Source organism: Streptantibioticus parmotrematis, from assembly GCF_019890615.1.
Taxonomy (GTDB): Bacteria; Actinomycetota; Actinomycetes; order Streptomycetales; family Streptomycetaceae; genus Streptantibioticus_D; species Streptantibioticus_D parmotrematis.
In genome coordinates this window covers 26254-38124 of record NZ_JAINVZ010000011.1, presented here as the reverse complement: position 1 = coordinate 38124, position 11871 = coordinate 26254, and the positions used below count along the sequence as shown (strand labels likewise).

Here is an 11871-nt window from a genome sequence, read left to right as displayed (position 1 = left end):
CCGCCGACTGCTTATGCGTTGCTTACCCGCACAAGAGTTGAGTCGGCTCGACTCACGTCTGTTGACAGCGGGCGAGCCGTCCGGCACTCTTGAGTCAGTTCCACTCAAGTCGCTGGAGGAATCAACCATGGCACGTGCGGTCGGCATCGACCTGGGCACGACGAACTCCGTCGTCAGTGTTCTCGAAGGCGGTGAGCCCACCGTCATCACCAACGCCGAGGGCGCCAGGACCACGCCGTCCGTCGTCGCCTTCGCGAAGAACGGCGAGGTGCTGGTCGGCGAGGTCGCCAAGCGCCAGGCCGTCACCAACGTCGAGCGGACCATCCGGTCGGTCAAGCGCCACATGGGCACCGACTGGAAGATCGGCGTCGACGGCAAGGACTTCACGCCGCAGCAGATCTCGGCGTTCATCCTGCAGAAGCTCAAGCGGGACGCCGAGTCCTACCTGGGCGAGAAGGTCGCCGACGCGGTGATCACCGTCCCGGCGTACTTCAACGACTCCGAGCGCCAGGCCACCAAGGAGGCCGGTGAGATCGCGGGTCTGAACGTTCTGCGCATCGTCAACGAGCCGACGGCCGCCGCGCTGGCGTACGGGCTCGACAAGGACGACCAGACCATCCTCGTCTTCGACCTCGGCGGCGGCACCTTCGACGTCTCGCTGCTGGAGATCGGCGACGGCGTGGTCGAGGTGAAGGCCACCAACGGTGACAACCACCTCGGCGGCGACGACTGGGACCAGCGCATCGTCGACTACCTGGTCAAGCAGTTCCAGTCCGGTCACGGCGTGGACCTGGCCAAGGACAAGATGGCCCTCCAGCGCCTGCGCGAGGCGGCGGAGAAGGCCAAGATCGAGCTGTCCTCGTCCACCGAGACCTCGATCAACCTGCCCTACATCACGGCGTCCGCCGAGGGCCCGCTGCACCTGGACGAGAAGCTGATCCGGGCGCAGTTCCAGCAGCTCACCTCCGACCTGCTGGAGCGCTGCAAGACCCCGTTCCACAACGTCATCAAGGACGCTGGCATCCAGCTGTCCGAGATCGACCACGTGGTCCTGGTCGGTGGCTCGACCCGTATGCCGGCCGTCGCCGAGCTCGTGCGCGAGCTGACCGGCGGCAAGGAGGCCAACAAGGGCGTCAACCCGGACGAGGTCGTCGCCATCGGCGCCTCGCTCCAGGCCGGTGTCCTCAAGGGCGAGGTCAAGGACGTCCTCCTGCTGGACGTCACCCCGCTGTCCCTCGGCATCGAGACCAAGGGCGGCATCATGACCAAGCTGATCGAGCGCAACACCACGATCCCGACGAAGCGCTCCGAGATCTTCACGACGGCCGAGGACAACCAGCCGTCCGTGCAGATCCAGGTCTACCAGGGCGAGCGCGAGATCGCCGCGTACAACAAGAAGCTCGGGATGTTCGAGCTGACCGGTCTGCCGCCGGCCCCGCGCGGCGTGCCGCAGGTCGAGGTCACCTTCGACATCGACGCCAACGGCATCATGCACGTGGCCGCCAAGGATCTGGGCACCGGCAAGGAACAGCGCATGACGGTCACCGGCGGCTCCGCGCTGCCGAAGGACGACATCGACCGCATGATGCGCGAGGCCGAGCAGTACGCGGAGGAGGACCACAAGCGCCGCGAGGCCGCCGAGACCCGCAACCAGGCCGAGCAGCTCGTCTACCAGACCGAGAAGTTCCTCAAGGACAACGAGGACAAGGTCCCGGCCGAGGTCAAGACCGAGGTCGAGGGCGCGGTCGGTGAGCTGAAGGAGAAGCTCAAGGGCGAGGACGTCTCGGCGATCCGTGAGGCCACCGAGAAGGTCGCGGCCACCTCGCAGAAGCTGGGCCAGGCGATGTACGCCAACGCCCAGGCCGAGGGCGCGACCGCCGGTGCCGGCGCCGAGGGCGGCGAGAACGTCAACATGTCCAAGGACGAGGCCGCCGAGGACGTCGTGGACGCCGAGATCGTGGACGACGACAAGCGCGAGGGCGGTGCCGCGTGACGGAGGAGTCGCAGGGCTTCCCGAAGAAGCCCGCCGACGCCCCCGTCGACGCGGACGCCACCGCCGAGAACGCGGCGCAGGGCGCCGGGCCCGCTGAACAGGCGGGCCCGGGCGCCCCGGCCGGGGACGGCGGGCGCACGGCGGCTTCGGGAGCGGACAAGGAACTGGACTCGGTACGCGGCCAGTTGGCCGAGCGCACCGCGGACCTGCAACGCCTCCAGGCGGAGTACCAGAACTACCGCCGCCGGGTGGAGCGGGACCGCATCGCGGTCCGCGAGGTCGCCATCGCCAACCTGCTCACCGAACTGCTGCCGGTGCTCGACGACATCGGGCGCGCCCGGGAGCACGGCGAGCTGGTCGGCGGCTTCAAGTCGGTCGGCGAGTCGGTGGAGACGGTCGTCGCGAAGATGGGCCTTCAGCAGTTCGGCAAGGAGGGCGAGCCCTTCGACCCTCTGGTCCACGAGGCGTTGATGCACAGTTACTCGCCGGACGTCTCGGAGACCACGTGCGTGCAGATTCTCCAGCCGGGGTATCGGATCGGCGAACGGACGATCCGCCCGGCCCGGGTGGCGGTCGCTGAACCGCAGCCCGGCGCGCAGGGCAAGGCCGAGGACACGGCGGACGCACATGACGAGGAGAGCGGTGGCCCGGACGAGGGCTGACGCGCGGTACGGGGAAGCCGGACCGGAAGCCGGGAAGGAGGGACGCCGGGGATGAGCACCAAGGACTTCGTCGAGAAGGACTACTACAAGGTCCTCGGCGTCCCGAAGGACGCGACCGAGGCGGAGATCAAGAAGGCGTACCGGAAGCTCGCCCGCGAGTTCCACCCGGACGCCAACAAGGGCGACGCCAAGGCCGAGGAGCGCTTCAAGGAGATCTCCGAGGCCAACGACGTCCTGTCCGACCCCAAGCGCCGCAAGGAGTACGACGAGGCGCGCACGCTGTTCGGCGGCGGGGGCTTCCGCGCGCCGGGCGGCGCGGGCGGGGCCGGCGGTTTCGGCTTCGACCTGGGCGACCTGTTCGGCGGCGGCCAGGGCACCACCACCACCGGCGGCAACGCGGGCGGGTTCGGCGGCGGCCTGGGCGACGTGTTCGGCGGGCTGTTCAACCGCGGCGCGGGCACCCGTACCCAGCCGCGGCGCGGCCAGGACATCGAGTCCGAGGTCACCCTCAGCTTCACCGAGGCGGTCGACGGCGCCACCGTGCCGCTGCGCATGTCGTCGTCGGCGCCGTGCAAGGCGTGCGCCGGCACCGGCGACAAGAACGGCACCCCGCGGGTCTGCCCGACCTGCGTGGGCACCGGCCAGGTCTCCCGGGGCGCGGGCGGCGGCTTCTCGCTGACCGACCCCTGCATGGAGTGCAAGGGCCGCGGCATGATCGCCCAGGACCCGTGCGACATCTGCAAGGGCAGCGGGCGGGCCAAGAGCGCGCGGACCATGCAGGTGCGCATCCCGGCGGGCGTCAGCGACGGGCAGCGCATCCGGCTGCGCGGCAAGGGCGCCCCGGGCGAACGCGGCGGCCCCGCGGGCGACTTGTACGTGGTGGTCCACGTCGGCACCCACGCCGTCTTCGGGCGCAAGGGCGACAACCTCACCGTCACGGTGCCGGTCTCCTTCACGGAGGCCGCCCTCGGCGGCGAGATCAAGGTGCCGACGCTGCACGGCCCTGCCGTGACGCTGCGGCTCCCGCCGGGCACGCCCAACGGCCGTACCCTGCGGGCCCGTGGCAAGGGCGCCGCCCGCAAGGACGGCACCCGTGGCGATCTGCTGGTGACCGTCGAGGTCGCGGTGCCCGCGACGGTTGACGGCGAGGCCTTGCAAGCGCTGGAGTCGTACCGCGAGGCGACCGCGGGCGAGGATCCGCGGGCGGAGCTGTTCAAGGCCGCGAAGGGAGCATGAGATGGACGGCCGGAGCGTACGGCGCAACCCCTACGAGCTGACGGACGAGTCACCGGTGTACGTGATCTCGGTGGCGGCCCAGCTCTCCGGGCTGCACCCGCAGACCCTGCGGCAGTACGACCGGCTGGGCCTGGTCTCCCCCGACCGCACCGCGGGCCGTGGCCGCCGCTACTCCGCGCGCGACATCGAACTGCTGCGTCAGGTGCAGCAGTTGAGCCAGGACGAGGGCATCAACCTCGCCGGGATCAAGCGCATCATCGAGCTGGAGAACCAGGTCGCCGCGCTCAAGGCCCGGGTCGCCGAACTCCAGGCGGGCCTGGAGGGCGCGGCGGCGGCGATGCAGCAGCGCGAGGCCGCGGTGCACGCCTCCTACCGGCGCGACCTCGTGCCCTACGAGGACGTGCGGCAGGCGAGCGCGCTGGTGGTGTGGCGTCCCAAGCGGACACACGAGTAAGGGCGTTCGCGTTCACGCAGGTGCTTCCCGTAAGCAGGCGCTTCCCGTCAAGGGGGCGGACCGTCGAGCAGACGGTCCGCCCCCTTCGTCGTGTCCGCGGCCTCCCGCTTCTCGTGTCCGGCCGGGCCGCGCGAGCGGGACTCGAGAAGCCGGGTTGACAGTGACCGGGCTCACCCCCCGCACGCAGACACCCGAGCACGAGGACACCAGGAGGAAGCCATGGCCGCCGTCGTCATCGCCGGAGCCAGCGTCGCCGGACTCGCGAGCGCGCTGGCGCTGTCCGGGCAGGGTCACGACATCGTGGTCCTGGAGCGCGGGCCACGCCCACCCGAGGGGCCGTACGGGGAGGTGGTCGGCGACTGGCACCGCCCGCTGGTGCCGCAGGCCGCGCACTCCCACACGCTGGCCGCGCTCGGCGTGAAGGTGCTGCGGGAGCGGGCGCCGCGGGTGCTGGCCGCGCTGCGCGAGGCGGGCGCGGTCGCGCTGGACCTGACCGCCGCGCTGCCGCCGACCGTCAAGGACCGCGAACCGCGTTCGGACGACGCGGAGTTGACCGCGCTGGGCTGCCGCCGCGGCACGCTGGACCTGGTACTGGAACGCGCGGTGCGGGCGCTGCCCGACGTGCGGATCGCGTACGGCGACGGGGTGCGGGCGCTGCGCCTGGAGGCGGACGGCCGCCGGGTGACCGGGGTCGTCACCGCGGGCGGTCCGCTCGCCGCCGACATCGTGATCGACGCCACCGGACGGCGCGCCGAGTCCCGGCGCTGGCTGACGGCCGAGGGCGTGCCGGTCGCCGACGACGAGACCGCGCCCTCGGGCCTGAGCGTCTTCTCCCGCTTCCACCGCCTGCGCCCCGGCGCGCGTCCGGGACCGCTGGGCCGGGGCAATGCGGCGGGGATCGTCGGCCGCCACTACGCCGGGCTGCTGCATCCGGGGGAGGACGGCACGTTCGGCGTGCTGATCGGCGCGCTGCCCGGCGACCAGACGCTGGCGGCACTCGGCGACCCCGAGCGGTTCGCCGCGGTGGCCCGCCTGACGCCGGGCCTCGCGCCCTGGCTGGAGCAGGCCGACCCGGTCTCGCCGGTGCACACCATGACCGCGCCGCACAACGCGCTGCGCGGCCTGGCCACCACCCGGCAGCGGCCGGTCGCGGGACTGTTCGCGGTCGGCGACGCGGTGTGCGTCACCGATCCGCTGTACGCGCGCGGGGTGTCGCTGGCGCTGGCCGGCGCGTTCCGGCTGGCCGACCTGCTGGCCTCGGCCCCGGCCGTGGACATCGCGCTCAGCCGCCGTGTCGCCCGCTCCAACGAGGAGCTGTACGGGCCGTGGTTCCGGCAGTCCGCGGACGACGACCGGATCCGGATCGCCCAGTGGCGGGCCGCGATCGCCGGACGCCCTGCGCCCTCGGTGCCCACCGCGCTCGGCGGCCGCCCGCTGCTGTCGGAGGCGTGCGCGGCGGCGGCGAGCGACGGGGAGGTCTGGCGGGGGCTGACCCGGATGCTGACGGGACTGCGCACGCGCGAGGAGGTCTTCGACGACGCGGAGTTCCGCGCCCGGGTGCGCCGCGCGCCGGCCATCGGCACCTCGACGCACCTGCTGGCCCCCGGCCGCGCCGAACTGGCCCGGGCACTCGGCTCGTACGACGTGCGCGGGCGCTTCGACCGCGCGGCCTGAGGCGGGGGGCGGTGTCCGGGCCCGGGCGCGCTTCAGGCCCGCCGGGCCCGGTCCGCTTCAGGCCTGCCGGACCCTGCCCGCCTCAGGCCTGCCGCGCCGCGGCCGGCGCCGGGATGCGGCCCATGGCCCGGGTGAGGGCGATCTCGATGACGACGCGGTCCGGGTTCGGGACGACCTTCCTGCCGTAGCGCTCCTCGAAGCGGCGGACCGCCTCGTCGATCGCCTCCGGGGCCTCGCTGACCCGGGCCACGCCCTCCAGCGTGGCCCAGTGGCCGCCGTCGACCTGGCAGAGCGCGGCGCGCAGGCCCGGCGCGCCCGCCGCCAGGACGTTGCGCACCTTGACGCTGGTGCGGCGCGCGGTGACCCGGGCCAGCCGCGCCCCGGGGTCGTAGGTCGCGCCGACCGGGGCGACGTGCGGGGTGCCGTCGGGGCGCGGGGTGGTCAGGGCGCTGTAGAGCGGGGTGCGCCAGAAGGCCAGGAAGTCCGGTCCGGGACGGCCCAGGTCGATCGACATGGGCCAGACGCTACCTCCGGGCCGATGCGCTCGGGCGCACGGCGCGTGACGATGGCGGTATGACCACCTTCTTCAGCGACGCCGAGCGCGCCTACCTCGCGGGGCAGCGCATCGGCCGCATGGCGACCGTCGACCGGAACGGCCAGCCGCAGGCCAACCCGGTCGGCTACTTCCTCCAGGACGACGGCACGATCCTGATCGGCGGCCTGGCCATGGGCACCACCAAGAAGTGGCGCAACCTCACCCACAACCCGCGGATCGCCCTCGTCGTCGACGACGTGGTGAGCGTCGAGCCGTGGACCGTGCGTGGCGTGGACATCCGCGGGGAGGCCGAGCTGCTCACCGGCCCGCACGACCTCGGCCCGCACTTCAGCCCCGAGGTGATCCGGGTCCATCCCCGCTCGGTCCGCAGCTGGGGCCTGTGACGCCGGGCCGGAAGCGGGCACCCGTCGTCGTGGAACGGCCCGGCCCCGCCCGATCTCGTTCACAAAAGTTGAGCACACTCGACTCAACTTGCCTTACACTCGATAGGGCAGGAACGATGGGACACGCCAGGAGGAGGTCCACCCCCACGTGAACGCAGAGCTGACCAACAAGAGCCAGGAGGCGCTGAGCGGCGCCAACAGCCGGGCGGTGTCCGCGGGCCACGCGGACCTGACCCCCGCCCACCTGCTGGCCGCGCTGCTGGAGCAGCCCGAGAACGACAACGTCAAGGACCTGCTCGCCGCCGTCGGCGCCGACCCGGGAAGCCTGCTGACCGCCGCCGACGCCGCGCTCGCCGCCCAGCCGACCGTGCAGGGCGCCACCGTCGCCCCGCCGCAGGCCACCCGCGACCTGCTCGCGGTGATCGCCGACGCCCAGCAGCGCGCCAAGGAGCTGGGCGACGCCTACGTCTCCACCGAACACCTGCTGATCGGCCTGGCCGCCAAGGGCGGTACGGTCGCCGAGTCGATGGACCGCCAGGGCGCCACGGCCGCCGCGCTGCTGGACGCCTTCGAGACCGCCCGCGGAGGCACGCGCGTGACCACGCCCGACCCGGAGGCCACCTACAAGGCCCTGGAGAAGTACGGCACCGACTTCACCGCCATCGCCCGCGAGGGCAAGCTCGACCCGGTCATCGGCCGGGACAACGAGATCCGCCGCGTCGTACAGGTGCTCTCCCGGCGCACCAAGAACAACCCGGTGCTCATCGGCGAGCCCGGCGTCGGCAAGACCGCCGTCGTCGAGGGCCTGGCCCAGCGCATCGTCAAGGGCGACGTGCCCGGCTCGCTCAAGGACAAGCGGCTGGTCGCGCTCGACCTGGGCGCGATGGTCGCCGGCGCGAAGTACCGCGGCGAGTTCGAGGAGCGGCTGAAGGCGGTGCTGGCGGAGATCAAGGAGTCCGACGGCCGCATCATCACGTTCATCGACGAGCTGCACACCGTCGTCGGCGCGGGCGCCGGCGGCGACTCGTCCATGGACGCGGGCAACATGCTCAAGCCGATGCTGGCCCGCGGCGAGCTGCGCATGGTCGGCGCGACGACGCTGGACGAGTACCGCGAGCGGATCGAGAAGGACCCGGCACTGGAGCGCCGCTTCCAGCAGGTGCTGGTCGCCGAGCCCTCGGTCGAGGACACGGTGGCGATCCTGCGCGGGCTCAAGCCGCGCTACGAGGCCCACCACGAGGTGCGCATCGCCGACTCCGCGCTGGTGGCCGCCGCCAACCTCTCCAACCGCTACATCACCTCCCGCTTCCTGCCCGACAAGGCGATCGACCTGGTCGACGAGGCGGCCTCCCGGCTGCACATGGAGGTCGACTCCTCCCCGGTCGAGATCGACGAGCTCCAGCGCGCCGTGGACCGGCTGCGCATGGAGGAGGAGTCGCTGCTGGCCACCTCGGGCGTGAAGGAGAAGAAGCTCAGGAAGGCGGACGGCCGCGAGCAGGCCGAGGACGCCCTCGCCCCGGACGCCCGCGAGCGCCTGGAGGCGCTGCGCAGGGACCGCGCGGAGAAGGAGGAGGCCCTGCGCGGCCTGACCGCGCGGTGGAACAAGGAACGTGAGGTCCACAACCGCGTCGGTGAGCTGAAGAAGCGGCTGGACGAGCTGGAGAGCGAGTTCCAGCGCGCCGAGCTGCGCGCCCCCGAGACCGGCGACTGGGTCACCCCCGGCCGGATCCGCACCGAGCAGATCCCGGCCGCCGAGAAGGAGCTGGGCGAGGCGATCGAGGCGCAGCGCGAGCTGGAGGGCATGGTCGGCGAGGAGGTCACCCCGGACGACATCGCCCAGGTCGTCGCCGCCTGGACCGGCATCCCGGCCGGCCGCCTGCTGGAGGCCGAGACCCGCAAGCTGCTGCGCATGGAGGAGGAGCTGGGCCGCCGGCTGATCGGCCAGACCGAGGCGGTGCGGGCGGTCTCCGACGCGGTGCGGCGCTCCCGCAGCGGTGTCGCCGACCCCGACCGTCCCACCGGCTCGTTCCTCTTCCTCGGCCCGACCGGTGTCGGCAAGACCGAGCTGGCCAAGGCGCTCGCCGACTTCCTCTTCGACGACGAGCGGGCGATGGTCCGCATCGACATGAGCGAGTACGGCGAGAAGCACTCGGTGGCCCGGCTGGTCGGCGCCCCGCCCGGCTACGTCGGCTACGAGGAGGGCGGCCAGCTCACCGAGGCGGTGCGGCGGCGGCCGTACACCGTGGTGCTGCTGGACGAGGTGGAGAAGGCCCACCCGGAGGTCTTCGACGTGCTGCTCCAGGTGCTGGACGACGGCCGCCTGACCGACGGTCAGGGCCGCACGGTGGACTTCCGCAACACCATCCTGATCCTCACCTCCAACCTGGGCTCGCACTACCTGGTCAACGCCGTGCTGACCGACGAGCAGAAGCGCGAGAGCGTGATGCAGACGGTCCGCGAGTCCTTCAAGCCGGAGTTCCTCAACCGGCTGGACGACATCGTGGTCTTCTCGGCCCTCAGCGAGGAGGAGCTGAAGCGGATCGCCGGACTCCAGGTCGACCGGCTGCGCGGCCGGCTCAAGGACCGGCGCCTGGAGCTGGACGTCAGCGACGAGGCGCTGGGCTGGCTGGCCCGCGAGGGCAACGACCAGGCGTACGGCGCCCGGCCGCTGCGCAGGCTGGTGCAGACCGCCATCGGCGACCGGCTGGCCAAGGAGATCCTGAGTGGTCAGGTCCGCGACGGCGACACGGTGAAGGTGACCGTGGCCTCCGGCGACGGAGAGGGACACTTGGAGGTAGCGCCCGCACGGTGACCCCTCGCGGCGCCGCCCGGCCGGTGCCCCCGGGGCGTCGGCGACCCGCTGCCGGTGGGGGTTGCCACACCCCCGCCGGAGTGCGGGAGGATGGCGCAATCGGCGTACGAAGGGAAACCCGCGGTGAGCATTGACCCGTCCTCGATTCCGAACTTCGGCGGCCGGCCCGCCAACGAGCCGCCCGCCGGACCGCCCGGAGGCGGCGTGATCAGGCCGGACCAGGATCTGGTGAAGCAGCTGCTGGACCAGATGGAGCTGAAGTACGTCGTGGACGACGAGGGTGACCTCGCCGCTCCCTGGGAGGACTTCCGGACGTACTTCATGTTCCGGGGCGAGGGCGAGCAGGAGGTCTTCGCGGTCCGCACGTTCTACGACCGCCCCTACAGCCTGGACGACAAGGGCAGGCTGCTGGAGGTCATCGACGGCTGGAACCGCCAGACGCTGTGGCCGAAGGTCTACACGCACACCCATGACGACGGCACGGTGCGGCTGATCGGCGAGGCGCAGTTGCTGCTGGGCCTCGGCGTCGGCCTGGAGCACTTCGTCTCCTCCACCGTCAGCTGGGTGCGCGCCTCGATCGACTTCGACAAGTGGGTCGTGGAGCAGCTCGGCCTGGAGCAGGACGCCGAGGAGGGCGACGAGCCGGGGGAGTGACCCCGGCCGTTCCCGGCCCCCGCCCGGTGCAGTCCCGCCGCCGCTACAGCGCGAGCGGCGAGACCGTCAGCAGGTAGGTGCCGTAGCAGAACGAGAACCCGGCCAGCGAGACGACCGCCACCGCGGCCGTCCGCGGCCGGGCTCTCGCCAGCGCGAGGGCCGCCGGGATGAGCACCGGGAACGCGGGCATCAGGAACCGCGGCTTGCACTGGAAGAACCCGGCGCCGCCGATGCCGATCAGCAGCAGCACCGCGCTGTAGACCAGCAGCGCCACCGGGATGCGGTCGGTGACGCACAGCACGAAGAGGATCACGAACCCGGCGACGATGAAGGCCGCCACGTAGTACGTGAAGTAGCTCGGATGCGTCAGCAGGTGCTTGAAGTAGCGCAGCGCGCTCCACCCGAAGTCGTAGCGCGACCCCCAGCCCGCCTGCACGGTGAAGTACCCCTTGAGGTCACCGGTCTCCAGGCCCACCCACAGCACGTAGCCGAGCCACCCCAACGGCGCGATCAGCGCCCCTGCCCAGGCCCGTGGCTCGAACCAGCGTCTGCCGGCCTTCCGCTTGCGCCAGGCGTCGACCAGCACGCCCGCGATCACCGCCGCGGCCACCGCGCAGCCGTTGGGCCGCGCGCAGCCCGCGAGCGCCGCCAGCGTGCCCGCCGCGATCCAGCGCTTGGTCAGCACCGCGTACAGCGCCCAGGCCGACAGGGCGGTCAGCACCGGCTCGGTGTACGCCATCGTCTGGATGATCGCGTGCGGCAGCAGCCCGTACAGCAGGACCAGCGCCATGCCGACGCGGTGGCCGTAGAGCCGCTCGCCGATCAGGTAGACCGCCCAGGCGGTCAGCCCCGCGGCCGCCCAGGCGACCAGCAGCGCGACGTTGACCAGGCCGATCGGCAGCACGGCGTGCACCGCCCGCACCGTCATCGGGTACAGCGGGAAGAACGCCAGGTCGTTGTAGATCACGGCGTGCTGGGTGCCGGACGGGATGACCGTCCCGTAGCCGTACTGGGCGATCCGCAGGTACCAGCGGGCGTCCCAGGAGGTGCCCAGCAGGGTGCGCGGGTGGGCGCCGGAGTACCAGGCGTACGCCGTGAGGAAGAGCAGTCCCGCGGCGCGCACCGCCGCGTAGACACCGAGCGCGGGCGCCGATCTGCGCAGCGAGGATCTCGCCCGGGCGAGCCGAGAGCGGACCAGAGGGCGCAGGCCGGGCGGGTCCCCGGGACCGGGAGGGGACTGCGTCGAGACCGGCTCGGCCGTATACACCTTGTTCTCGCTCCTCCCGGCGCGGCCAGGTCGCGGCACCGTGCTGACGACAAGCCTGTGACAAGCCTGACGGACACCGGGCCCTGACGCATCACCGACCGGTTCGGGTCGGCGCGCCGGGATCCGCGTATCCACCACCAAAGGTGAAGGACGGTGGAAAACGGGAACGGGTTGCGTCAG

Annotated in this window: 10 protein-coding genes; 8 read left to right on the top strand and 2 right to left on the bottom strand. The window is 72.3% G+C overall.

What is annotated here, in order from left to right; genetic code table 11:
• Positions 1–127: 127 nt before the first annotated feature.
• From dnaK to K7472_RS17245, 5 genes are all read left to right on the top strand, one after another.
• Positions 128–1993 (top strand): molecular chaperone DnaK, encoded by a 1866-nt coding sequence (dnaK, locus tag K7472_RS17265; RefSeq protein WP_222978983.1) that lies wholly within the window; start codon positions 128–130, stop codon positions 1991–1993.
• Positions 1990–2655, top strand: a complete 666-nt coding sequence (grpE, locus tag K7472_RS17260; RefSeq protein WP_222978982.1) for a nucleotide exchange factor GrpE — start codon at positions 1990–1992, stop codon at positions 2653–2655. The genes dnaK and grpE overlap by 4 nt, the downstream gene beginning before the upstream one ends.
• Positions 2656–2706: 51 nt before the next feature.
• Positions 2707–3891 (top strand): molecular chaperone DnaJ, encoded by a 1185-nt coding sequence (dnaJ, locus tag K7472_RS17255; protein ID WP_222978977.1) that lies wholly within the window; start codon positions 2707–2709, stop codon positions 3889–3891.
• A 1-nt stretch (position 3892) separates the two neighbouring features.
• Positions 3893–4345: a heat shock protein transcriptional repressor HspR gene (locus K7472_RS17250; protein WP_222978975.1), complete on the top strand. Its 453-nt coding sequence runs from the start codon at positions 3893–3895 to the stop codon at positions 4343–4345.
• Positions 4346–4564: 219 nt separating this feature from the next.
• The gene (locus tag K7472_RS17245; protein ID WP_222978973.1) at positions 4565–6019 is read left to right on the top strand and encodes an FAD-dependent oxidoreductase; all 1455 of its coding nucleotides are present in this window, start codon (positions 4565–4567) and stop codon (positions 6017–6019) included.
• A gap of 82 nt (positions 6020–6101) precedes the next feature.
• On the opposite strand, the gene K7472_RS17240 is transcribed toward K7472_RS17245, so the two are convergent.
• A complete protein-coding gene (locus K7472_RS17240) occupies positions 6102–6533 on the bottom strand; it encodes a pyridoxamine 5'-phosphate oxidase family protein (protein ID WP_222978972.1) in 432 nt (143 codons plus the stop codon).
• Between the two features lie 59 nt (positions 6534–6592).
• On the opposite strand from K7472_RS17240, the gene K7472_RS17235 reads away from it, so the two are divergent.
• From K7472_RS17235 to K7472_RS17225, 3 genes are all read left to right on the top strand, one after another.
• A complete protein-coding gene (locus K7472_RS17235) occupies positions 6593–6958 on the top strand; it encodes a PPOX class F420-dependent oxidoreductase (RefSeq protein ID WP_222978970.1) in 366 nt (121 codons plus the stop codon).
• Positions 6959–7106: 148 nt separating this feature from the next.
• Positions 7107–9770, top strand: a complete 2664-nt coding sequence (locus K7472_RS17230) for an ATP-dependent Clp protease ATP-binding subunit (protein ID WP_222978968.1) — start codon at positions 7107–7109, stop codon at positions 9768–9770.
• Between the two features lie 123 nt (positions 9771–9893).
• Entirely contained in the window at positions 9894–10424 is a 531-nt protein-coding gene (locus K7472_RS17225) for a type III secretion system chaperone family protein (protein ID WP_109448914.1), read from the top strand.
• A gap of 43 nt (positions 10425–10467) precedes the next feature.
• Here the strand turns inward: K7472_RS17225 and K7472_RS17220 are convergent, their stop codons facing one another.
• A complete protein-coding gene (locus K7472_RS17220) occupies positions 10468–11691 on the bottom strand; it encodes a putative hexosyltransferase (RefSeq protein WP_222978966.1) in 1224 nt (407 codons plus the stop codon).
• Between the last annotated feature and the right edge of the window lie 180 nt (positions 11692–11871).

Excerpts from the sequence above, each read along its gene's own strand:
- K7472_RS17250 (WP_222978975.1), top strand. The coding sequence starts at position 3,893 with ATGGACGGCCGGAGCGTACGGCGCAACCCCTACGAGCTGACGGACGAG.
- K7472_RS17240 (WP_222978972.1), bottom strand. The coding sequence starts at position 6,533 with ATGTCGATCGACCTGGGCCGTCCCGGACCGGACTTCCTGGCCTTCTGG.
- K7472_RS17235 (WP_222978970.1), top strand. The coding sequence starts at position 6,593 with ATGACCACCTTCTTCAGCGACGCCGAGCGCGCCTACCTCGCGGGGCAG.
- dnaK (WP_222978983.1), top strand. The coding sequence starts at position 128 with ATGGCACGTGCGGTCGGCATCGACCTGGGCACGACGAACTCCGTCGTC.
- dnaJ (WP_222978977.1), top strand. The coding sequence starts at position 2,707 with ATGAGCACCAAGGACTTCGTCGAGAAGGACTACTACAAGGTCCTCGGC.
- K7472_RS17245 (WP_222978973.1), top strand. The coding sequence starts at position 4,565 with ATGGCCGCCGTCGTCATCGCCGGAGCCAGCGTCGCCGGACTCGCGAGC.